Consider the following 22,468-nt stretch of genomic DNA (forward strand, 5'->3'; position numbering starts at 1 on the left):
ATCATGAAAACTCAAACTCAAGTAGTGCTATGGAAAGCAAGTACCGCGCTGGCCCTGATCATGGCGATGAGCCTCGGTGGCTGCAGCAGCGGTGGCGGTGGACATCACAGCAGCGTCGCCGCGTCGTCGCCTGACGCAGGCGCCGGAACCGGCACAGGTACCGGAGGCGGTACAGGCGGTGGCTCCGGTGGCGGCACTGGCGGCGGAACTGGCACTGGCGGCGGTACGGATGGCGGTACCGGTGGTGGTACTGGTGGCGGAACCGGCGGAGGTACCGGCGGTGGCACAGATGGCGGTACTGGCGGTGGTACTGGTGGCGGCACCGGCGGTGGCACTGGTGGCGGCACCGGTGGCGGTACTGGCGGCGGCACTGGTGGCGGCACCGGCGGCGGAACGGGTGGTGGCACTGGAGGCGGCACTGGAGGCGGCACCGGCGGTGGTACTGGCGGTGGAACCGGCTCGATTACAACCCCACTGGTAACCGGCCAGATTGCGGGCACCCTGGGCACCACGGTGGGCAATGTCGGTACAGCGGTCGGTGAAATTGGCTCGACCCTGAACGGCGTACCTATCGTCGGCGTCACTGCCGGCGGCCTGGTGACCTCCGCCGGTAATGCAGTGACCAGCATCGGCACCGGTGTGACGACCGGTCTGGGCTCATTGGGCACTGACAGCAACTCCCTGGGCAAAACAGTTGCCGGTGTGGCCAACGGCGTTGCCGACCTGGGCACCGGTGTTTCAGGCGCTGGCAAATCCCTGGGCACCACACTGGGTGGCATCCCTGTTGTCGGCGGCCTGACCGGTGGTGTCGGCACTGCGGCGGGGGGGCTGGTGAATAACGTCGGTCAAGCGGTCACGATGCTCGGCGACACCCTCAGCACGTCCAGTACCACGGGCCCATTGGGTTCGCTGACTAACACCGTTGGCGGCAAAGTACTGGTGCCTGTGGTGTCCCTGGTGGAAAACACCACCGGCAACCTCGGCAAGGCAACGGGCCTGGGCAATCCGGTCAATGGTGTGCTGGATAAAGTTGGCGCCACTGTCACCGGCCTAGGCGGCCAGGTTGCCAGCGCCGGCGGCACCGGCAACCCGGTCACCACAATCGTCGGCGGTGCGCTCACCGGCGTCGGTGGCGTGCTCGACAAGTCGGGGGGTTATGTCGCCCCAGCCAGTGGCGCTGCGGCGCCTGGCTTGCCGGAGCTGGTGGGTGGCCTGGTGGCCAACGTGGGTAATGGTCTGAATGCCGGCAACACCAACGGCACTGTGAGTGCAGCGGGTGTAACCGGTGGCGCAGTGGGCAACACGGTCGCCTCGCTCGGCACCGTACTGGGCGGGACCGGCGTCGCCAACACCGCCGCTACAGCGCCGGTGGCTGGCCTGGCCACTAACGTTGGTGCGGCACTCAATCCTGTGACAACCGGGGTTAGCACCTTGACGCAGAACATCGGCACCACCACAGGTATCGGCGCTCCCGTCAACGGCCTGGTGACTCAAGTCGGCGGCGCAGTCAGCGGTATCGGCACCAACCTGACCGCTGCCAATGCCAACCCGATCACTAACGCTGTAGGCACCACCGTAACGGCCGTCGGCAACACCGTAGGCGCAGTGGGCGGCTTAGTCACCGGTGGCACCAGTGGCGCAAGTGGCAGTGGTGGTGGTCTGCTCGGTGGTCTGACTGTAGGCGCTGGCGCCAGCACTTCGGCCAGTGGCAGTGCAAGCACAGGCACAAGCGGCGGTCTGGGAGGTTTGCTGAACGGCCTGACCGGCAAAAAATAGAATTGCACCTGGCCGATTAGACGGCCTCCCCTACAGCGCCTACGCTTGGTTGAGACGAGAGACCCTTATAAGTCTCTCGTCTTTTTTATGGGCTGGCGTTAACGACTGCCGCGCCCTCCCGCACCGCGTCCAAGAACCCGGCGGGCCCGAAACGCTGCTGCAGTTTGACCATGGAGTGTCCTATGCGCGTGTTGACGCCGTTGTTATTGCTTACCCTCAGTGCCTACGTCCAGGCCGAGACCCTTCCCAGCTTTCTTAACAGCAACGACACCATTCGCACCCTGCCGGTGCCTAACCTTCCCGCCGATGCCTATCGACCGGTCACACCACAGACCCAGGTGCCGCAGGCGCCTGCGACCCAGAACCAGCCCTTGCAGATGGACACCAAAGTCACCATCCGCAAGCTGCAGATCGAGGGCGGTACGGTCTACCCGCTGGCGGACACGGCCAAGGCCTACGCATCGCTGATTGGCCATGAGACCAACCTGGCGCAACTGATCGAAGCCACCCGCAGCATCACCCGTCGCTATCAGGACGACGGCTACCTGTTGTCCTACGCGTTCTTGCCGCAACAGTCCTTCGAAAACGGCCTGGTGCGCGTGGTATTGGTGGAGGGTTACATCAAGGATTATCAGCAAAGCGGCGACATCGGCTCGGTGTCGGCCTACGTCGATAAACTCGCAGCAAAACTGCTGGCTGAACGCCCTCTCACGCGCAAGACGTTCGAGCGCTATACCACCCTGATGGGCCGTATCCCCGGCGTAACCCTGCAAGCGCAAGTGCCACCGCCGGGCACCACGGATGGCGCCACGCACATGAACATCGAAGCCACACGCAAGCCGTTTACAACCAGCATGAGCCTGGTCGACGAAAACCGTGGCGGCACCCAAGCCTTGCTCACCGCCACCAGCAATGCCCAGACGTCCATGGGCGAACAGCTCAACGTCAGCGGCCTGTTCCCGCCGGGCGACGATAAAGAACACTACTACCGCGTGGGCTACAGCCAGTTCATCAATGCCGAGGGCAGCCAGCTGGTAGTGGGCGCCGAGCGCTACCGCGCCGACCCCAAAAGCAACATACAGCTGGACGGCGGCTTCGAACTCAAGCCGCATCAGGCGATCGATCGCTACACCATTGGCCTCAGCCATCCGCTGATTGCCTCACCCACCGAATCCTTGACCCTGGGCACGCGCCTGTATGCCGTTGACCAGACCACGCGCTATCAACTGGTGGGCTACCCCAACCGTTTCGACATCGAAACCAACCTGCGCGCGCTGGCGTTCGAGGCCGACTGGCGCAAAGCCGACACTCGCCAATTACGCATCCTCAGCGCCGGCCTGTACCAAGGCATCAACGGTCTGGGGGCCACGACCCGCAGCGACCTGGAAGTCACCAAGCCTGACCTGGACTTCTTCCGCCTGCGCCTGTCCGGCGTGCAAAGCGACAAGTTTTTCGATAACTGGCAAGGCGTGCTGTCGGGGGCGTTCTACTGGAGCGACGACACCTTGCCCGACAGTGAACGCGCCACCTTCGGCGGGCAGAATTTCGGCCGCGGCTATCCCGACGACCAAGCCTCGGGCGACAAGGGTTGGGGCGTGGCCTATGAGGTCAACTACAGCTTCAACCGTGCCGGCGACTGGGTAAAGGTCCTGCAACCCTACGTGGTTCTCGACCGCGCCAAAACCTGGTTCAACGAGCTGCCGGTCAAAGGAAACGACATGTCATCGGCGGCTGTGGGACTGCGCTTTGGCGACAACAAGTACTACAACATCGCCCTTGAAGCCGCCAAGCCGATGTCGGACATCGCCCTGGACAGCTTCAACCGGCGGCCGCGGTATACGCTGAGTTTCAGCTATCAACTTTGAGTGTTTGCGGTAGCAGGCGTGTTCATGGCCAATGGACTTGTCTTTGGCCAAGGGGGCTGATCTGTGGCCAGTGGTTTGTCCTTAGCCAGTGGGTTGGTCTGTAGCCATTGGCTTTGTCTTTGGTCAGTGGGTTTGTCCGTGGCGAGCGGGCTTGCCCCGCGTAGGGTCGCGAAGCGGCCCTGACCTAGTCGCCGCATTTTCCCCTTCAAAACCGCGTTGGCAGGGTTAGGCGCCGCTTCGCAGCGCAACGCGGGGCAAGCCCGCCCGCCACAGGCAAGCCCGCTCGCCACGGACACGCCTCTCGCCGCGGAAAGCCCGCGCCTACAGTTTGTGTTTGATCAGCGGAAACAGGCTGTTGAGGGTATCGATCAACCGCACCAGATAGATGGGTTTGCGAAACAGGTCCAGCACCTGCAAGCGCAGCATGTCGCTGACGTCATCCATCTCGGCATGGCCCGACATCACGATGACCGGCAGGTGTTGGCGATCGGTATGTTCGCGCAAGCGCTTGATCAGCGAGATCCCGCTTTCTTCAGGCATGCGCAGGTCGGTGATGACCAGCGCGATGTCAGGGTTGAGGGTCAGCTCCTGCAGCGCGAAAGTCACGGAGGTGGCGGTAAAACAAACGAAGCCCTCGTTCTCCAGCGACTCCGCCAGTTCTACGAGGGCATCTTCTTCGTCGTCCACCAACAGGATTTGTTGGCGAAAAGGTGCGGATGCAGCATTCATGGGTACTACCTGGCATTGCCAATCAATAACGAGCGTACTCACAGGATGCTGCCTGCGACTTACGTCGTGGTAATGGCGCTCTGAATTTTACCGAAGAAGATCGTGATCTGAGGCCCCAGTGTCGTGCCTGCGGCGAGTACAACCAGCGCCACAATGGCCACGAGGATGAGGTATTCAATCGCCGTCGCTCCCTCTTTATTGTGCAAGAGCAACTGAAGCTGAACATGCAGTTTCATCAGCAGATCAAGAACCATCGTACTTCTCCTCTGGCGACTGAACGCCATATCAAGGGATTGCACAGTCATTGTTTACGTTGTGGTAATCGCGGTCTGGATTTTGCCAAAGAACGTCGTGATCTTTGGTCCTAGCGTAGTACCGGCTGCCAGTATCACCAACGCTACAATTGCCACGAGAATGAGGTATTCAATCGCCGTGGCGCCTTCCTTGCGATGAAAAAGCAGCTGGAGTTGAACGTGAAGTTTAATCAACAGATCAAGGATCATTGTACTGCTCCTTTGGCGACCAGGCGCCCTATCACGGTGTCCTGCACAGTAATTGCGATGTGCCACCTGAGCATTGTCAACAAACCCCGCGCTCACAACTGTAAGAACGAATTAATTACAAAGTAGAGGTCGCCTTACTGACGCCTTAAATCCGTGATTTAAAAGGCTACTTATGGCGGGGCGAAGAAATCTTTCTGTCAGTAATGGCATTTCGTCCTAGCTGAACTACCTTCAAATAGCGAAATAGTTAGTCAGCTGTTCATAGCAGCCGGTTGCGTGATTGGCCTGTTCGGATAGACGGGCTGTGGTGCAACAGGAAAGGGAGAGCCGTCGTGAACACACGTCTGAGTATGATACTGGCCGGCGTGCTTTTGGTCGGCGCACTGTTTGCCGGTTATTGGGGATTGGTGCTCAGTCGTGAACCTGCCCCGGCGCCGCCACCGCCGCCCCAGACCGCGCCGGTCGAAAAAGCCGTCGCCGTGGTCGAAGACCAGACCCGCCAGCCGGTGGTCGTGCTGGCCCACGATGTCCCCCCCTTTGTCGCCTTGAATGCCGCCGACCTCAGTGTAGAAAAACTGCGCACGGTGCCAGCTGGCAGCATGACCAGTGTCGACCAGGCCATTGGCCGCACGCCCTGGCGCGCGTTGCAGGCCGGCACCTGGCTCAACGAAGAAAGCTTCACGCCTGGCGGGCCTTTGGCGCGCATGATCCGCCCCGACGAACGCGCCCTGGCGGTGGCCGTGGATGAAGTGATCGGCGCAGCCGGCCAGTTGAGCCCCGGCGACTACGTGGACGTGTTGCTCTATCTGCGCCAAGACACCGCCAACCTTGAACAGTCTGCCCAAGTGGTCGTCCCCGCCATGCGCTTGCTCAGCGTCGGCGACCAAATGGGCCTGACCAACGACGGCACTCCCGCCTCCCCGCCTGCGATGACCGCCGAAGAAAAAGCCCAACGCCGCGCGCCCTCGCGCACGGTTGTGCTGGCAGTGCCCGAGCAACTGTTGAGCCGGCTGATGCTCGCCTCCCAGGCCGGCACGTTGCGCCTGGCCGTGCGCAGTGCCGACGAACGCTTGCTGAGCCAGTACTGGGCCGGCGAAAGCGACGCACCGGGCAAGCTGCAAAGCGCCAACCGCGACCTCTATCAGTTCACGCAACTGGCCTTTGCCCAAGCCCCGAAAAAAGTCGCCCAGAGCGCTCCGCACCGCACCGGTGTGGAGGTGATTCGCGGCAACCAAGCAACCCAACAAACGCCTGATTGAACAAGGATGCTGTGCATGAGCCGACGTTTCGCACCGGTGTTCACGCTGAAAATTGCCTGTGCCCTGCTGCTGTCGAACCTGTCGGTGGGCGGGGCCGTGGCCGCCGCCGGCAACTGCAGTAGCTTGGGCCAATTACCCGTAGCCCTTTCGGTGGGCGAAGGCCTGCAACAGGAGCTGCAATCACCGGTGGCGATCACGCGCCTGGCCATCGGCGACCCGAAAATCGCCGACGTGCACCTCAACGGCGATCGCGGTTTCCTGCTGACCGGCATCGCCTCCGGCACCACCAGCCTGATGGTCTGGACCGCCTGCTCCAACACGCCGCGCCAGAGCATGGTGTTCGTCAAAGGCAAGGCCACAGCGGCGCTGACCAGCCTGTCACTGGCACCCGCGGATGACCCCTCGCTGCCCAGCCAAGTGCAGACCGACATCCGCTTTGTCGAGGTCAGCCGCACCAAACTCAAGGAAGCCAGCACCAAGATCCTGGGCATGGGCAAGAACTTCTTCCTCGGCAGCCCCAACCTGTTATTTCCCACGCCCAGCACCTTCAAGCTGCCGGTGAGCGCTGACCAGTTCAACATCGGCTTTGGCGGCGGGCGTGTCTCGGCGATGATCAACGCCCTGGAAAGCAGCGGTTTTGCCTACACCCTGGCACGCCCAAGCCTGGTGGCCATGAGCGGGCAAAGCGCGACCTTCCTCGCCGGTGGCGAGATCCCGATCCCGGTGCCCAGCAGTGGCAGTGACACCATCTCCATCGAGTACAAAGAGTTCGGCATTCGCCTGACCCTGACCCCCACCGTCATCGACCGCAACCGGATTTCCCTCAAGGTGGCACCGGAAGTCAGCGAGCTGGACTACACCAACGCCGTGGTCATTCAAAACATCCAGGTACCGGCGCTGACCATCCGCCGCACCGACACCAGCGTGTCCCTGGCCGATGGCGAAAGCTTCGTGATCAGCGGCCTGATCAGCAGCAACAACACCACCAACATCAGCAAGTTTCCGGGCCTGGGTGACATCCCAATCCTGGGCGCGTTCTTTCGCGATTCCTCGGTCAACCGCCAGGACAAAGAGCTGCTGATGATCGTCACGCCGCACCTGGTTCAGCCGCTGGCCGCCAACGCTCAACTGCCGTCATTGCCTGGCGAGAACCTGCGCAACTACGACCCGAACTGGTACCGCCTGTACTTCCTGGAAAACGGTAATTTCGACCGCAACAATGGGTTGTCACAATGAGCGATAGCCTGAGCCAGACCTTTCTGGCAATCACCCGCAACACCACTGACCTTGAGTGGCTGCAGGGCGCGCTGGCACCGCTTGGCCAAGTGGTCAGTGCCGGCAGCGGCACGCTGGACGAGTTACTGGCGCTGGTCGACGTGACCTTCGCCAACCTGGTGTTTGTCGGCCTCGACCGCGAGCATGTGGTGGCCCAGAGCGCGCTGATCGAAGGCGCGCTGGAAGCCAAGCCGATGCTGGCCATCGTCGCCCTCGGTGACGGCATGGACAACCAGTTGGTGCTCAATGCGATGCGCGCCGGGGCGCGGGATTTTGTCGCCTATGGCTCACGCTCCAGCGAGGTGGCCGGGCTGGTGCGCCGCCTGAGTAAACGCCTGCCGCCCGTGACCACCAACACCCAACTGGGCGGCCTCACGGTGCTGTACGGCACTCAAAGCAATGCCGACGGCGCCCTGCTCGCAGGTCACTTGGCGCTGGTTGTACAAAAAAGCGGCCAGCAAACCCTGCTGCTGGACCTGGGCCTGCCACGCGGTGACAGCCTGGCGCTGCTGGGGCTGGAAAGCTCGTTCAATTTTGGCGATGCCCTGCGCCACCTGCGGCGGCTGGACGCGACCTTGATCAACAGCGCCTTCACCTCTGCCGAGGACGGCCTGCGCATCCTCGCCTACGCCCCCAACGATGAGCCCCTGGAACAGACCAGCGCCGCCGAGCTGTACATGCTGCTCAGCGCCCTGCGCCAGCACTTCCAGCACATCGTGGTCAACCTCGCCGGCCAGCAGGACAGCGAAGCGCTGCGCACCTTTGTCAGCCACTGCGACAAGCTGCTGTGGTGCACCGATCAGAGCGTGCTCGACTGCCGTCGCAACCTCGCGATACTCAACCAGTGGCGCGAAAAAGGCATGAAACTTGAGCACGCCAAGCTGCTGGTCGATCGCTATATCAAAAGCTGCGCGCCCGATTCCGAGGCGCTGGGAAAGAGCTTCGGGCTGGAGGTAATTGCCGTGTTGCCATTGAGCCCGGAAGTACGCCTGAATGCGAAAAACCAGGGCCAGACCTTATTCGCCCTGGCCCCGCGAGAACCGCTGACCCTTGGCCTGAAAACCCTGGGCGAACGCCTGGCAAAACGCTCCGAAGGCATGAAAAAACAATCTCATAACTGGCTTGACCGCCTGTTGGGCACCGGCAAATGAACGGCGAAAAACTCTTCGGCGCCCCCGCTCGCGGCATCGGTGGCAACACCGACCACGATGGGCTCAAGTTGGTGCTGCATCGGTACATCATCGATGCCATCGAAGAGTCGGGCAAGAATCTGCTGGAAGGCTCACGCCCGCTGCTGGCGCAATTTGTCATCGACAAAGTGGCCGAATACATCAACCGCATGCACCTGGCGATCTCGCGCTATGAAATGGAGCGCCTGGCCGAAGAAATCGTCGATGAACTGACCGGTTTCGGCCCACTGGAAGTGCTGCTGCGCGACCCGTCGGTGACGGAAATCCTGGTCAACGGCCCCCACCGGGTGTTTATCGAGCGTGACGGTTTGCTGCATCAAAGTGACCTGCGCTTTATTGACTCGCACCACGTGGAGCGCGTCATGCAGCGCATCCTCGCGCCTCTGGGCCGGCGTCTGGACGAGTCGTCGCCCATGGTGGATGCGCGCCTGCCCGATGGCAGCCGGGTCAACGCGATCATCCCGCCGATTGCCCTGGACGGGCCGTGCCTGTCGATTCGGAAATTTCGCAAGGACATGCTCAAGAGCAGCGACCTGGTGGCCATGCAGACCATCGACCAGAATATCTTCGATTTCTTCCAGGAGGCGGTGGGCAAGCGCTGCAACATCCTGATCAGCGGCGGCACCGGCACCGGTAAAACCACGCTGCTGAATATTCTCAGTCAGCTGATCAACCCGCATGAGCGGCTCGTCACCATCGAAGATGTGGCCGAACTGCAACTGGGTCACCCTCACGTCGTGCGCCTGGAAACCCGCCCGCCGAACGCCGAGGGCCATGGTGAGGTGAAAGCCAGCGACCTGATCCGCAACGCCCTGCGGATGCGCCCCGACCGCATCATTCTGGGTGAGATTCGCGGCGTGGAAGTGCTTGATGTACTGACCGCCATGAACACCGGCCACGACGGTTCCATGAGTACCGTGCACGCCAACAACGCGGCAGACGCGTTGCTGCGCCTGGAAACCCTGGTGGGCTTGACCGGCCGTGTGGTGGCGGAGAAAACCCTGCGACAAATGATCTGTGCGGCGCTGGACGTGGTGATTCAACTGACCCGCCTGCCGGACGGCCGCCGTTGCGTCAGCGAAGTGGTCGAGGTGGTGGGCATCCGTGAAGACGTGTACGTGACCAACACCCTGTTCCGCCATGACCGGCGCACCGGCTTCGGCTTCCTGCGCGAGGCGGTCAACCCGGCCGGTGAAAAACTGCGCCGCGAACCGTTACTGCCTTGAAGGGGACGCAAGCATGACCGGGGCCATCCTGCTGCTCATCTGCCTGATTCTGATCGGCCTGTCGATTCGCTCCTTCCAGATCGGTTTGCGCCGCGCCCAGACCGAACGCGTGCTCGGCCGCCTCGCCGAAGGCCAGCCGCAGCTCGTCGAAGAGAACAGCCAGTGGAGCGGCGTGGAGCGCATGTTCCTGCGCGCAGGCCTGGGCAAACCCAGTGACAACCTCGGCCTGTGGCTGGCGATCTGGGCGCTGGGCGCAGTCCTGGGCCTGCTGGTTGCCGGCTGGATCGGTCTGTTGGTGATGTTGGTGTTGCCGCTGCTGTTACTGCGCCTGTACATCGCCTGGCGCTATCAACGGCGGATCAAGCGCATGATCGAACAACTGCCGCAATTGCTCGACCACACCGTGCGCAGCCTCAAGGCCGGGCGAACCCTGGCCGACGCGGTGCTGGGCGGCATCGAGATTACCGAAGACCCGCTGCAACAAGCCATGGGCCGTATCCGGCGCAACGTGCAACTGGGCGTGAGCCTGCCGGAATCGGCCCACGACTTTGCCGAATTCTACGAGCGCGATGAGTTTCGCCTGTTCGCGCTGGGTTTGAAGGTCAACCACCGCTACGGCGGCAACGCCAGCGAGCTGTTGGAAAACCTGATCAAGATGATCCGCGAACGTGAGCAAGCTGCCCGCCAGTTGCGCGCGTTGACCGGCGAAACGCGCGTCACGGCCTATGTGCTCACGGCCCTGCCGATCTCGATGATCGGCTACTTCCTGGCGGTGAATCCCGCGTACCTGATGACCATGTGGAACGACGGCACCGGGCGCATTCTGTTGTTCGTGGCGCTGGTGATGCAGTTGTTGGGCTGCTTCACCTTGTGGCGCATGTTGCGGAGCGTATGAGATGGCGATTGCACTGCTGATCAGCGCTGTACTGTTCATCGCCGCCCTCGGGTTGGTGCTGGCCAACCTGATAAAACACCGGCGCGGCCAGCGCCTGGTTGCCCAACGTTTGCAGGGCCAGATGGCGCGCGAACACACGTTCGGCACGCTGATGCGCCAGCTGGGTAGCAGCCCGCTCGCGCAACGCTCGGTGAGCCTGGACAACGAAACCCAGATCCTGCTCAACCGTGTCGGTTGGCGCAAAGCCAACCAGCGCTCGATGTTCGCCGCCTTCCAGGTCGGTACGCCGTTGCTGCTGTTGATCATTACCCTGGTGGTCCAGGAGGTGACGTACCCCGCGACCGGCTCGCCGTGGCTGGCGCCGTTGCTGGCGCTCGGCATCGGTTATCTGTTGCCCAAGCGCATTCTGGCCAGGGCCGCCAAGGCGCGCCAGCAACGCATCTCCCGCGAGGTATCGACCTTCATTCCGCTGCTGCGCATCCTGTTCGAATCCGGCATGGCGGTTGAACAAGCGCTGCGCGTGCTGAGCATTGAAGCGCAACGTCTGTTGCCGGCGCTGACCCATGAGTTGCGCTTGATCCTGACACGGGTCGACTCGGGCCTTGAGCTGAGCGAGGAGCTGGGCAAGACCGCTCGGCTGCTGGCCGTGGATGAATTCACCGACACCTGCACCATCCTCCAGCAACTGGTGCAGCAAGGCGGCGGCGCGATGAAATCGCTGCTGTCGCTCAAGCAATTGCTCGACGACCGACGCCTCACGCGGATCCAGGAATTCGTCTCGAAGATGTCGGCAAAAATGTCCGTGGTGATGATGGTGTTTTTGTTTCCCGCCTTGCTGATCGTGCTCGGGGGGCCCGCCTTTATTGGCATCACCCGGGCCTTGAGTAACTTATGAGGAGCGCCCGATGAAAGCCTTGATAGCCGGTTTGAGCCTGTTGCTGCTGAGTGGCTGCGCCACCAATGGCCAAACCCCGTGGGGCGCGTTTACCGGCACCGGCAGTTGCCCCAAGCCCAGTTCCGATCAAGAGCTGTCGTTGAACCTGGCCGATGAAATGGCCGGCGACGGCAAGCTGCACGCCAGCCTCGCCAACCTGCAAAGCTTGCCGGCCAATCTGCCCCAGGTGCGTCTGCGCCAGGCCAAGGCCTATCGCCTGCTCGGGCGCAGCGAAGCCGAGCCGTTGTACCGCAGCCTGATCGGCACCTGCATGGCCGCCGAAGGCGAACACGGCCTGGGGCAGATCGCTTCGGCCAAGGGCGATAACGGGCAAGCAATGGCCCACTTGCAACGCGCCGCCCGGCTGGCGCCCACCGACGAGAAAATCCGCAACGACCTGGGCGTGGTGTACCTCAACCAACTGCGCCTGGAAGACGCACGCTTTGAATTCATGACCGCCATGGAACTCAAGCAAAGCGACCCGCTGGCGGCGGTCAACCTGGTGACGCTGTTGATTTATCAGGACAACTGGAAGCAGGCCGCGCAACTGGTCAGCCAGATGGGCCTGAGCCCCGAGCAAGTCACTGAGGCCCAGGCCCGCGCCGAGAAACTCAAAGGCTCAGGCACGCCCGTCGCCAAAGCCAAGGATCAAGTCGCCGCCGTCAGTGATGCCGCAAGCCCCCCGAGGAATTGATGATGAAAACACCTTATCTCGCCAGCCTGGCCATGCTCGTGTTGCCCTTCAGCGCCATGGCCATCGAGCCCGGCCCGTCGTCGCCGCAGCAGGCCTTGACCGAGCAATGGCTGACGCTGCAGGTCACGGGCAGCGCGGCGTCGCAAACGCCTCAAAAGGCCTCTGCGGCCGAACGTGACAAGGCGCACCAGCGTTTACTGGACAGCTACAAGTATCCGATTCCGGAATATTTCGATCAGAAGGTGGGGGGCAAAACTCAAGGGAGTAATTGAGAAAAAACCTGCCAGGTCTCCATCAACAGGTGGGAGCGGGCTTGCCCGCGATGACGGTGTGTCAGCTAATACAGCCGTGACTGATCCACCGCCATCGCGGGCAAGCCCGCTCCCACATTTTGACCGAGTTTAAACGGGCAGATCAGTGCGCCGTCACTCGCTGGCGCAGCGCTGAATTATTTGGCGATAACGCCAATGCCAATTGCGTGCGGTTGTGCATGTGCGTCAGGCGCAGCACTTGGGACACGTACAGCTTCACCGTGTTTTCAGTGATGCCCAACTCACAGGCAATCTGATAGTTGGTCTGCCCCTTCCCCACCAGCCGTGCAACATCCAATTGGCGTGGCGACAACTGGTTGAAGATCGCCGGGATTTCCACCGGCCCGGCATCCTCGGGCGACACCTCGTCGTTTTCCCGCCCAGGCCGGCTGCTGCGCACTTTATCGAGGTCTTGATACAGGTCGTTGATGGACTCGGAAAGAAACTGCAGTTTCTGGTTCAAGTTACCCAGCTGCAGGTCCTTTTTGCGCTCTTGCAGCGCGGCTTCCTGGCGCTGCAAGCCTTCGAGCAACTCGTGCAGGTTGATCGGTTTCTGGTAGTAGTCCGCGATGCCTGCGCGCAGGGCCTTGATCACGTCCTGCTTGTCGGCACGACCGGTCAACATAATGGCTTCGAACGCGCGCTGCTTACCGGCGATTTTTTGCAGGGCCTGCACCAACTCGATGCCATCCATCTCCGGCATATGCAGGTCGCACAGCACCAGGCCGATGTCGGCATCTTCGCTGAAACGCTTCAGGGCCTGTTGGCTGGATTCACATGGGACGCAGCGGTAACCGCTGCTTTCAAGAAATTCACAGAGCTCTTCCACGATCAGCGGCTGATCATCGACAACGAGCACTTTTACCGCAGAGGTAAGCTTGTTCACGCGCTACTCCATGCATTTCAAGCCAAAAGATTGACCATCCCTTTACGACACATATTCCCGTACATCTACTCATTAAACGTAGACGCACTTTCTGACTATGTACATAGCGTTAATACCCCCTGACGACTAATGGATCCAAAACCACGCAACACTAAAACCCACCAGTAAAAACGGGGCGAATGGCTGCTTTTTTGACACACCGGGCGCCAGATAGCCCATGTGCTTTTTAAGATGTTGATTCATATGCGGCCAAAGCGTTGGCGCAACGATCAGCCAGACTAAGTTGGCGACTGCCGCCCCTACAAACGACCACAGCAAGTACTTCGCATCCGACACCAGCGCCAATGCTGCAAGCAGCTTTACGTCCCCCGCGCCCAGACGACCGACGGCGTAGCCAGGCAAGGTCAGCAGCAGCGCCAGAAAAAACGCCAACAGCCCCTGCCCGGTCGATGCCCCCAGCCACGTGGTGCCCGTCCAGAACAGATAGATCATCGCCAACAAGGCAACGCCCAGCGTCAGACGATTGGCGAGTAACCGCTGCCGAACATCCTGCGCTGCACACAGCACCAACCACACCATCACCACTGCGCCATGGATCACGTAAAAAACATCCCTTTTTGCCGATTGATTCTATGCTGATATCAAGTAGTAGCCGTCAGGGTAGACGCGGTGATGAAAACAAGCCTCCCGGATAAGCAAAAAGGCGCGGCAGCAATCGAATTCATTGCTGTGTTCGTGATTTTTTTCGCCGTGTTCTACGGCATGGTCAGCTATAGCCTGCCGCTGCTGTTGTTGCAGTCGTTCAACCAGGCGACGGCAGAAGCCGTACGTCTGAGCGTGGCGCTGGACCCCAACATGCAGGGCTACGCCGCCGCCGTGCAAAACACCGCCAAAACCGCAGTCGCCAACCGTTTGCTGTGGATCCCGCCCGCCTACAAATTCGACGCCGCCACGCAAGTCACCACCACCTTCAACAGCGGCTTGTTGTTAGTGAAGATCAACTACCCCACCGCCAACCTGCAGGCGGTAATGCCGTTTATTGTCCTGCCCGGCATCGGCACCGTACCGCAGCTGCCGACGACGCTGCAGGCCACCTCGAGCCTGCAGTTTTGACCTCGGGGGACAAACTCTTCGGGCGCCTGCTCGGCCGAAGCAGCGCGCTGGCCCTGGACACGCCTGCGCCGCCGGCCGCCGGGCTGCACCTGTGGTTGGACGCGCACGGCCGCGTGCTCGAAATCAGCGGTGCACTGCGTCCACATCTGGCGCAGTACACGGGTTCACCGCCCCTCCTGGACCTGTTGTGTGCCCACAGCGCGAGGGTGGTAGAAGGCGTTCCTGCCGATTGGCAGCGCCACAGCCTCGACCTGGATTTTCGCGGCGTCGCCGGGCAAGTCCTGCAAACGCGAGGCACGATTGAAGCCCAGGATAACGGCTGGCTGCTGCATGCCGTGGACATCGGCGATTTGCTCAATGGCCGGCACCTGGCAGAGCAGCGCGAACAGAATCAGCAATTGGCCAGCCTTGTGAGTGAACACCTGAGTGTGTGCAGCCTCAGCCGGCTGCCCGACGTGTTCAACGAACAGTTGGCCAGCGTGGCGCAACGTTGGCGCATCCCGTGCGTGGCCCTCGCGCTGCTCGATCAAGAGGACCAGGACTGGGTGATCTACAGCCAGTACGCCAACCACGATGCGCCCCTGTTCTGGCACGACGGGCAGCGCCTCGGCACCTGCCTGGACAGCCTCAACGGCACTGCCCCGCTGAGTTTGCAGGCACCTTATGGACGCGGAGAACACCCGCGGCTGCACAGCGTATTCGGCAATGCCGACGGGTTTCTGGTGCCGTATCGCGATGGCCAGGGCGTGGCCGCGTGGTTACTGTGCGGCGCGTACAACGGCCAGCCGCACATGCGCGACCGCGATTGGCTGAACCTCGCCGCCGCCCTCGCCGCGCCGTTGCTCGGCCGCCTGCGTGAGCAACGCCACCACCAACAATTGGAGCGCCTGGAAGCCCTGCAAGGCCTGCTGGGCACCGGCTGGTTCGAGTTGCTGCCGGCCAGTTCAGAAATCCAACTCGCGCCGCAATTGATGCGCAACATCGGCTCAGAGCAAGCCCAAACCCGGCAAGCCCTCGACACCTGGCTGGCGTTCATCCACCCCGCCGACCGGGAGGAACTGCACAGCCGCCTGCGCGACCTGCAGACCCTGGGCAAGCCGTTGCTCGCCAGCGTACGCCTCAACCGTGGCGACAGCGCCCAACCGCCGACCTGGTATCGAGTGCAGGGCCAAGTGCTGGGCGTGGGTGAGCAACGCCGCTGGGTCGGGTTCATGCTCGACATCAGCGACATCAAGAACCAGCAGGTGCAAGCCGATGCCGCCCATGCTCGCCTGGATAACCTGATTGCCAGCTCACCGGCGGTGATCTACGTGCAGCGCTACGTGAACGGCGCTCTGCTGCCGGTGTTTTTCAGTGACAGCCTGCTGCCGTTGCTGGGCCGCACCCTGGCCGAGTGCAGCCACGACAGCCTGGTGCAATGGGTGCATCCCGACGACCGCGACCTGTACTTTCAGCGCACGCGCCAACTGCTGCGCGAAGGCAGCGTGCGCAGTCGTTACCGTGTGCAGGACACACACGGCGATTACCACTGGCTGCTCGACGAAGCCAAATTGCTGCGCGACGACCTGGGCCTGCCGGTGGAAGCGATTGGCCTGTGGCTGGACGTCACCGACGCGACCTTGGCCGCGCAACAGGTCAAGGACAGCGAGGAGCGTTACCGAATTCTGGTCGAAGACTCCCCGGCGATGATCTGCCGCTACCGTCCGGACCTGACCCTGACCTTCGGCAACACGCCATTGGCCAACTACCTCGAATGCCGGCCCGCACAGTTGCGCGGGCTGAACCTGGGCGACTGGCTCTCAGCCGAACAGCGCGAGGCGTTTGTGCAGCGTATCGGGCAGTTGACCCCGGAGTTTCCAGTCAGCACCGCCGAAATCAGCCTGCAACTGCCCGGGCGCGAACACGCCTGGTGGGTCTGGTCGGACCGCGGCGTGTTCGATGAGCACGGTGCCCTGGTCGAGGTGCAGGCCGTGGGCCGCGACAACACCGAAGTGCGTCGCTCGCAGCAGCAACTGACGCAAAGCGCAAAAATGGCCACCCTCGGCGAAATGGCCACCGGCCTGGCCCATGAAATCAACCAGCCGCTGAACGTGATGCGCATGGCCGTCGTCAATGTGCTCAAGCGCCTGGGCAATGGCGACGTGCAGGTCGATTACCTCACTGAAAAACTCCAGCGCATCGACGCCCAGGTTCAACGTGCAGCCCGGGTGGTGGACCATATGCGCGTGTTTGGCCGCCGCTCGGAGGTCGAGCAGCAACCGTTCGACCCGGCGCAGGCGGTTGAGGGCACCCTGTCGCTGCTCAGTGAAGGCCTGCGCGGCAAAGGCGTGGAAGTTCGCCTGACCCAGGCGGACGTTCCCGTGCAGGTCCAAGGCTACGTCGACCAGCTTGAACAGGTGCTGATCAACCTGATGGTCAACGCCCGCGATGCCCTGCTGGGCCAGCGCGAAAAAAACCCTGAGCTGCGCCCGTGGATTGCCGTGCACACCGAACACGATAGCCGCCACGTGCGCATCTGGGTCGAGGACAACGGCGGGGGCATTGACCCGCGCTTGCTCGGGCGGATCTTCGAACCGTTCTTCACCACCAAGCCGATCGGCGTGGGCACCGGGTTGGGCCTGTCGGTGAGCTACGGCATCGTTGAAAACATGGGCGGACGCCTCAGCGTCAGCAATGGCGAACACGGCGCGCGGTTTTGTGTGGAACTGCCCAGGGCCACCGACGCTTAAATCACCAGGTAGGCCTCGCCGGTCTGGCCGCAGGTCAGGTTGGCGCCCACGTTCACATTCGTCAGGCTGATGCCCAACATATTCAACAGGTTGTTGAGGATCGGGTTAAGCAGCGGCCCCAGCAGGCTGTCCACCACCGGGGTGACGATGGCGCTGACGCCGCCGAGCAGCGACACGACGCTTGCCGCCAGCGCGCCCAACGGGTTACTGCCGACCGGCTGGTACGCCGTAATGCCTACGCCATTAAGCGTGGTCGACAGGCTGCTGACCACATTGGTCGCCGGCGCGACAGCCTGATAGGTCGGGGTGAGGCCCACATTAGGTGGCGTGGCGAACGGCGCAGTACTGGAGAACACCAGGGTCTGATTGCTCGCCGCAATCGGGCTTAGCACCTTGATCGCGACGCCACCGCCGGCGAACGGCACACGCGTACCGCAGGTGCCGATTCCGAGGATTTCATGGCAGGTCTTGGTGCCGATATCGATCAGCGCCAAAGGCGCCACGGTCATCGGTAAGGTGCTGGAAAACGCATTGGTGATAGCGCCCACATTCAGCGACGCCAGCGAGGTGGTGGTGTAGGCCGTCAGGCTCTTGGTGCCAGCGCTGCCCGTCGGGCAACTGTAGGCGGTGACATAGCTGCTGGCGCCGCCGGCATCCAGCACGATATTGAGCGGCAGGTTGCCCGGCAACGCCAGCAGGTCCAGTTGTTGGCAGCCGGCCCCCAGCAAACACAGCGCCGAGTTGATCGTGCTCACCAGGTTCAGGCTCAACAGGCTGTTGATCACCGGCGTCAGCGGCCCCACCAGGTTATTCACAGCCGTGGTGAGCCCCGACAAACTGCTCAGCACCGGCAGGCTGACCGTCACCTCGGTGCGCACCTGGGCGGTGCGCACATAGATCGCATTCGGCCCCTGGGGGTTGGCCGCGGCCAACGCCGGGTCGCCAATCGCCGAGAGTTGCGGCGGCTCGATCACTTTGACCTGCGTGGTGATATTGGCCAGCCCCAGCAGGCTGACAGGCAAGGTCGCGGCAGCCGCACTCTGGCTGTTGGACAGCTGCACCACGCCCTGAATCAGCTGGAACACCTGCAGGTTGGCATTCAGCGCGGCGGCGGTAGTGCCCGTCTGCAACTGCAGGATCTGCCCGAGGGTCAGCGGTGCCTGGTTGATGGCGGCGATTTTCAAGCTGCCCAGGGCCGTCAGTACATCCGCCGTCGCGCCGTTGGCGGTGAGCACCGTGATTGCGGCCTGGATCAACTGCGAGGCGGTGACATTGGTGTTGAGCAGTTGGGTGTAGTTACCTGCGGTCACGCCCAGGTTGATCGCCAGTTGATCGAGGTAACTGAGCAGGCTGATATTGGTATTGAGCAAGCCATTCCAGCCGGCGAGTGTCAAGTTGAGGTTGCCGCCGAGCAAGCCGCTGAACAAGGGGTTCAACAGGCTTGCGCTGGCGGTGTTGACGCTGGCCAACGTGCTGTTGATGGTCAGTTGGGCCAAGGATGGCGTGGGCTTGGCCGCCACCGCCGTGGCTGACAGGACCGTGTTGAGGCTGACCGGGTTGCCGGAAAACAGGGCCCACACGCCGCCGGCCACGCTGGTCGTGACGGTTTTGCTGACCACTACCTGAATGGCTGACGACAGCGCGGGGTTTGCGCTGAACGTGCGCTGGCCCGAGGCGCCAGTGGTGACGGAGCCACAGCGGGTCACCAGGGTGTTGCCGTTGCCCACCACGAAATAATTGCGCGCCACGCTTTGCCCGGCGTAGGCCGCCGCACTCAACCCTGCCAGGCAGGTGCCATTGCGGCTGACAGCTTCCAGCGCTGCCGTGTCCGCCACGCCTTGCAACTTGCGCTTTTCCAGGTACAAACGGCCGCTGTCGATCACCAGCAAGGTAAACGCCAACACCACCGCCAATACGCCGGCGGCCATCAAGCCAATGGCGCCGCGCTGCTTGCAATGAAATCGGGGAGACATCGAGCACTCCTGTGCCGGCGAGTCGCCGAGCGCTTACTCTCCTGGGGTGTCTTTGAGTGTAGACAAGGGCTGAGGGATGCGCTGACTCAAGGCTGCAGGAGATCCAATGTGGGAGCGGGCTTGCCCGCGATGGCGGTGGGTCGGTCACAGCATTATTGACTGACACTGCGCTATCGGGGGCAAGCCCCCTCCCACAGGGAATTGGGGAAAGGTTTAGTGCGGCGGGTAGTTGGAGAGGATTTTGCTGACGGTGGTGCGGATGGCGTTGTTGCGGTCCTGTGGATTTGGGCTGCTGGCCATCATCTGCTCGTCACTGCCGCGCCACACCAGCTTGCCGTCCTTGCCGTCCAGCAAGTCGATCTGGATGGTTGCGACTTTGTAGGTGATGTTGCGCGTTTCGTTGTACATCGGCGCGCCCCAATAGCCATTCCATGGGCCACCCCAGGCGCCGCCGTAGTTGGTGGTGACTTGTTGCTGGCGGTCTTCGACGATCAGGTAAGCCTGCACGTTCAGGTCAGCCTTGGTGCCGGCGGCGGCGGGGCGCAGGCCGCGTTGGTCAAGTTGTTCGCCCACGGCCTGACGGATGCGCTGCTCGGTGAGGTCGCTCTTGATCCGCGGATCATCCGGGCGATATTGCAGCGCCGGGTCTTTCCAGGCCCAGTTGCGGTAGGCGCCGAAGTCGCGGCTGGCGTCAAAGTCGTGGTTGACCTGGTTGGACTGGCAACCGCCCAGCAACACGACAACAGCAAGTGCAGCAATGCGACGAAACATGGTTTATCTCCAAAATACATTCAGCCTGAGATGAGAATAGCTGCTAACTGGGTGGATAGGCGCTCATTGCCTTCTGCATCGCTTCGCGCAAGGCATCGGCCCGTTGGCTCAGGCTGCCCTGGCTGGCGGTTTCGGCGCTGGTGCTCCACACCGGCTGGCGTGTGCGGGCATCGAACAGGCTGATGCGCGCCACGGCGACCGTCACTTCATACGTGCGCACCACCGGCACGGTGTTGTACATGCCGTAGCCATTGCCATAGCGGTTATAGCCGCCGTAACCGTAGCCATAGTCGTCCTGGACCTGGCGCAGCCGTTTTTCCAGACGCACATCGGCGCTCACCAGCAGGTCGGGCGCACGGTTGTCATGCAAGGGTCGCAGGCCACGCTGGTCGAGCGCGCCACTGACCGCCTCGGCAATCTGCGCCGAGTCGGCCCAGGCCGTGCCCGCCGGCAGTTGGCCGTTGAGCCAGCCCCAGCTGCGGTAGGCGCCATAGTCGCGCACCGGCGCCGGGTAGGCGCTGGCATCAAAGGTGTTGGCCGCCTGGGCCGGTGCCGGGGGCATCGGCGCGGAAGCGGCCACGTAGGGATTGGGGCTGGAGCAGGCGCTCAAGCCCACCGACAACAGGATCAAACAGAGACGACGCATTTCGACCTCCGCAGACTGGGCCGCTTAAACCGGACGGAAAATCCAGTGTAAATAACGCCCAAGTCCGGCAAAGCTTGGGTGACGACGGTGAGCGAGTTCCATCTCCAACAAATCCTGCACATCGGCGCGGGCCTGGAATTCCACCGGCATGTAGTCGTGGAACACCCGCACGCCACTTTGGCTTTCGACCTGCCAAAGCCCCTCGAGTTGCGCCGCCAACTCCCGCGGGTCGAGCGGCTGCTGCGGGGTGAGGCTCTGCTTCTCGCCGGCCATGTCGTTCTTGCGCATTTTGCGAAAGTGACCTTTGAGCAAGTTGCGGTAAATCAGCGCATCGCGGTTGTAGAACGCCAGCGACAGCCAGCCGCCCGGCACGGTGAGCTGGTGCAGCACCGGCAGGATCGCATGGGGTTCGGCCAGCCATTCCAACACAGCGTGGCACAGCACCAAATCGTAGGGCTGGGTGAGTTGGCCGAGCAGTTCTTGCCAGGGCGCATGGATAAAGGTTGCGCTCTGGCCGGCGTCGGCGAAGCGTTGGCGCGCGCCTTCGAGCATCGGCTCGGCGGGCTCGGCCAGGGTCACTTGGTGGCCGCGCTCGGCCAGCCACAGCGACATATGCCCCAGGCCTGCGCCGATATCCAACACCCGCAATGGACGGTCCGGCAGCGCTTCGATCAGGTCGGCCTGGAGCACCGCCAGGCGAATTGCGCCTTTGGCACCGCCGTAGATTTTCTCGGCAAAGCGCGTGGCCAGCTGGTCGAAATGACGATCACTCATGGGCAAACCGCCGTTCGCTGTCGGCCAGCTTGGCGCGTACCACCTCGTTCATGTCCAGGCCCAACTCGCTGCACAGCAACAGCAGGTACAACACGATATCGCCGACTTCCTGCCCGGCGTGGGCGAGTGTGTCGGCGGGTAGCTGGCGCGATTGGTCTTCGCTCAGCCATTGGAAGATTTCCACCAGCTCAGCCATTTCCACACTGGCGGCCATGGCCAGGTTTTTCGGGCTGTGGAACTGCTTCCAGTCGTTGTTATCGCGGATGCGGTGCAGGCGTTCGGTGAGGTGTTCGAGGTTCATGCGGGGGCTCCTGAAGGTGTATAGCTTCGGGGGGATCAGGGATGAAGGCAAGTGAATCCCGGTGGTGTGTTTGAGGGCGCCATTGCGGGTAAGTCAGCTCCCACAGTTGAATCGGGTGTAGATCAAACTTGGGAGGGGTTGCTGGGGGCGCTATCGCGGGTAAGACAGCTCCTACATTTGAATCGGGTGTAGATCAAACTTGGGGGGTTGCTGAGGGCGCCATCGCAGGCAAGCCAGCTCCCACATTTGAATCGGGTGTACATCAAACTTGGGGGGGGGTTGCTGAGGGCGCCATCGCAGGCAAGCCAGCTCCCACATTTGAATCGGGTGTACATCAAACTTGGGGGGGGGGTTGCTGAGGGCGCCATCGCGGGCAAGCCCGCTCCCACAGTTGAATCGGGTGTAGATCAAACTTGGGAGGGGTTGCTGGGAGCGCTATCGCGGGTGAGGCTGCGCCTGCATTTGATAGGTGTTTGCGGGCTTGTTGTGGCGAGCGGGCTTGCCCCGCGTTGGGGCGCGAAGCGGCCCTGAAATCTGACGACGCGAGACATGAGTCTTCTGGGGCTGCTGCGCAGCCCAACGCGGGGCAAGCCCGCTCGCCACAATGGGGTGGGGTGG

Annotated in this window: 22 protein-coding genes; 12 read left to right on the top strand and 10 right to left on the bottom strand. The window is 62.3% G+C overall.

Annotation, left to right across the window (positions count from 1 at the left end; genetic code table 11):
* The first annotated feature begins 3 nt into the window (after positions 1–3).
* The gene (locus AACV02_RS25840) at positions 4–1,776 is read left to right on the top strand and encodes a collagen-like triple helix repeat-containing protein (RefSeq protein ID WP_256680432.1); all 1,773 of its coding nucleotides are present in this window, start codon (positions 4–6) and stop codon (positions 1,774–1,776) included.
* Positions 1,777–1,958: 182 nt separating this feature from the next.
* Positions 1,959–3,641, top strand: coding sequence for a ShlB/FhaC/HecB family hemolysin secretion/activation protein (locus AACV02_RS25845; protein ID WP_119737761.1), 1,683 nt, complete (start codon positions 1,959–1,961; stop codon positions 3,639–3,641).
* Positions 3,642–3,962: 321 nt separating this feature from the next.
* Here the strand turns inward: AACV02_RS25845 and AACV02_RS25850 are convergent, their stop codons facing one another.
* Genes AACV02_RS25850 through AACV02_RS25860 form a run of 3 tightly spaced genes read right to left on the bottom strand, consistent with a single transcriptional unit; the run spans position 3,963 to position 4,873 of the window.
* Positions 3,963–4,370, bottom strand: a complete 408-nt coding sequence (locus AACV02_RS25850; RefSeq protein WP_119737763.1) for a response regulator — start codon at positions 4,368–4,370, stop codon at positions 3,963–3,965.
* Positions 4,371–4,429: 59 nt separating this feature from the next.
* Positions 4,430–4,624, bottom strand: coding sequence for a Flp family type IVb pilin (locus tag AACV02_RS25855; protein WP_106577726.1), 195 nt, complete (start codon positions 4,622–4,624; stop codon positions 4,430–4,432).
* Between the two features lie 54 nt (positions 4,625–4,678).
* A complete protein-coding gene (locus AACV02_RS25860; protein ID WP_119737765.1) occupies positions 4,679–4,873 on the bottom strand; it encodes a Flp family type IVb pilin in 195 nt (64 codons plus the stop codon).
* Positions 4,874–5,205: 332 nt separating this feature from the next.
* Between AACV02_RS25860 and cpaB the strand changes: the two genes are divergently transcribed.
* Genes cpaB through AACV02_RS25900 form a run of 8 tightly spaced genes read left to right on the top strand, consistent with a single transcriptional unit; the run spans position 5,206 to position 12,618 of the window.
* The gene (gene cpaB / locus AACV02_RS25865) at positions 5,206–6,132 is read left to right on the top strand and encodes a Flp pilus assembly protein CpaB (protein ID WP_106577724.1); all 927 of its coding nucleotides are present in this window, start codon (positions 5,206–5,208) and stop codon (positions 6,130–6,132) included.
* A 15-nt stretch (positions 6,133–6,147) separates the two neighbouring features.
* A complete protein-coding gene (locus AACV02_RS25870) occupies positions 6,148–7,368 on the top strand; it encodes a type II and III secretion system protein family protein (protein ID WP_119737767.1) in 1,221 nt (406 codons plus the stop codon).
* Positions 7,365–8,558, top strand: a complete 1,194-nt coding sequence (locus tag AACV02_RS25875; protein ID WP_106577722.1) for an AAA family ATPase — start codon at positions 7,365–7,367, stop codon at positions 8,556–8,558. The genes AACV02_RS25870 and AACV02_RS25875 overlap by 4 nt, the downstream gene beginning before the upstream one ends.
* Positions 8,555–9,823, top strand: a complete 1,269-nt coding sequence (locus AACV02_RS25880; RefSeq protein WP_106577721.1) for a CpaF family protein — start codon at positions 8,555–8,557, stop codon at positions 9,821–9,823. Before AACV02_RS25875 ends, AACV02_RS25880 begins: the two co-directional genes overlap by 4 nt.
* 13 nt (positions 9,824–9,836) lie before the next feature.
* Positions 9,837–10,718 carry a type II secretion system F family protein gene (locus AACV02_RS25885; protein WP_106577720.1) on the top strand — a complete coding sequence of 294 codons (882 nt, stop codon included), beginning with the start codon at positions 9,837–9,839 and terminating at the stop codon, positions 10,716–10,718.
* Position 10,719: 1 nt separating this feature from the next.
* The gene (locus AACV02_RS25890) at positions 10,720–11,613 is read left to right on the top strand and encodes a type II secretion system F family protein (protein WP_119737769.1); all 894 of its coding nucleotides are present in this window, start codon (positions 10,720–10,722) and stop codon (positions 11,611–11,613) included.
* Positions 11,614–11,623: 10 nt separating this feature from the next.
* The gene (locus AACV02_RS25895; RefSeq protein ID WP_119737771.1) at positions 11,624–12,346 is read left to right on the top strand and encodes a tetratricopeptide repeat protein; all 723 of its coding nucleotides are present in this window, start codon (positions 11,624–11,626) and stop codon (positions 12,344–12,346) included.
* A gap of 2 nt (positions 12,347–12,348) precedes the next feature.
* Positions 12,349–12,618, top strand: coding sequence for a DUF3613 domain-containing protein (locus AACV02_RS25900; RefSeq protein ID WP_119737773.1), 270 nt, complete (start codon positions 12,349–12,351; stop codon positions 12,616–12,618).
* Between the two features lie 142 nt (positions 12,619–12,760).
* Here the strand turns inward: AACV02_RS25900 and AACV02_RS25905 are convergent, their stop codons facing one another.
* On the bottom strand, positions 12,761–13,543 hold the full coding sequence (locus tag AACV02_RS25905; protein WP_119737776.1) for a response regulator transcription factor: 783 nt from the start codon (positions 13,541–13,543) through the stop codon (positions 12,761–12,763).
* Positions 13,544–13,669: 126 nt separating this feature from the next.
* Positions 13,670–14,143: a prepilin peptidase gene (locus tag AACV02_RS25910; RefSeq protein WP_119737778.1), complete on the bottom strand. Its 474-nt coding sequence runs from the start codon at positions 14,141–14,143 to the stop codon at positions 13,670–13,672.
* Positions 14,144–14,215: 72 nt separating this feature from the next.
* On the opposite strand from AACV02_RS25910, the gene AACV02_RS25915 reads away from it, so the two are divergent.
* Together AACV02_RS25915 and AACV02_RS25920 are read left to right on the top strand one after the other, a co-directional pair.
* Entirely contained in the window at positions 14,216–14,656 is a 441-nt protein-coding gene (locus AACV02_RS25915; RefSeq protein ID WP_106577714.1) for a TadE/TadG family type IV pilus assembly protein, read from the top strand.
* Entirely contained in the window at positions 14,653–17,385 is a 2,733-nt protein-coding gene (locus AACV02_RS25920) for a PAS domain-containing sensor histidine kinase (RefSeq protein WP_119737780.1), read from the top strand. Before AACV02_RS25915 ends, AACV02_RS25920 begins: the two co-directional genes overlap by 4 nt.
* Here AACV02_RS25920 and AACV02_RS25925 read toward each other — a convergent pair.
* From AACV02_RS25925 to AACV02_RS25945, 5 genes are all read right to left on the bottom strand, one after another.
* Positions 17,382–19,358: a pilus assembly protein TadG-related protein gene (locus AACV02_RS25925; RefSeq protein ID WP_119737782.1), complete on the bottom strand. Its 1,977-nt coding sequence runs from the start codon at positions 19,356–19,358 to the stop codon at positions 17,382–17,384. The genes AACV02_RS25920 and AACV02_RS25925 overlap by 4 nt on opposite strands.
* A 213-nt stretch (positions 19,359–19,571) precedes the next feature.
* Positions 19,572–20,129: a DUF4136 domain-containing protein gene (locus AACV02_RS25930; protein WP_119737784.1), complete on the bottom strand. Its 558-nt coding sequence runs from the start codon at positions 20,127–20,129 to the stop codon at positions 19,572–19,574.
* A 43-nt stretch (positions 20,130–20,172) separates the two neighbouring features.
* Positions 20,173–20,775, bottom strand: a complete 603-nt coding sequence (locus tag AACV02_RS25935; RefSeq protein WP_106577710.1) for a DUF4136 domain-containing protein — start codon at positions 20,773–20,775, stop codon at positions 20,173–20,175.
* 24 nt (positions 20,776–20,799) lie between these two features.
* Positions 20,800–21,549 carry a methyltransferase gene (locus AACV02_RS25940; protein WP_119737786.1) on the bottom strand — a complete coding sequence of 250 codons (750 nt, stop codon included), beginning with the start codon at positions 21,547–21,549 and terminating at the stop codon, positions 20,800–20,802.
* Complete coding sequence (locus AACV02_RS25945) at positions 21,542–21,850, bottom strand: MazG-like family protein (protein ID WP_119737788.1); 309 nt, start codon at positions 21,848–21,850, stop codon at positions 21,542–21,544. The genes AACV02_RS25940 and AACV02_RS25945 overlap by 8 nt, the downstream gene beginning before the upstream one ends.
* Positions 21,851–22,468: the final 618 nt, after the last annotated feature.

This window comes from Pseudomonas sp. Larv2_ips, from assembly GCF_963879675.1.
Classification (GTDB): Bacteria; Pseudomonadota; Gammaproteobacteria; order Pseudomonadales; family Pseudomonadaceae; genus Aquipseudomonas.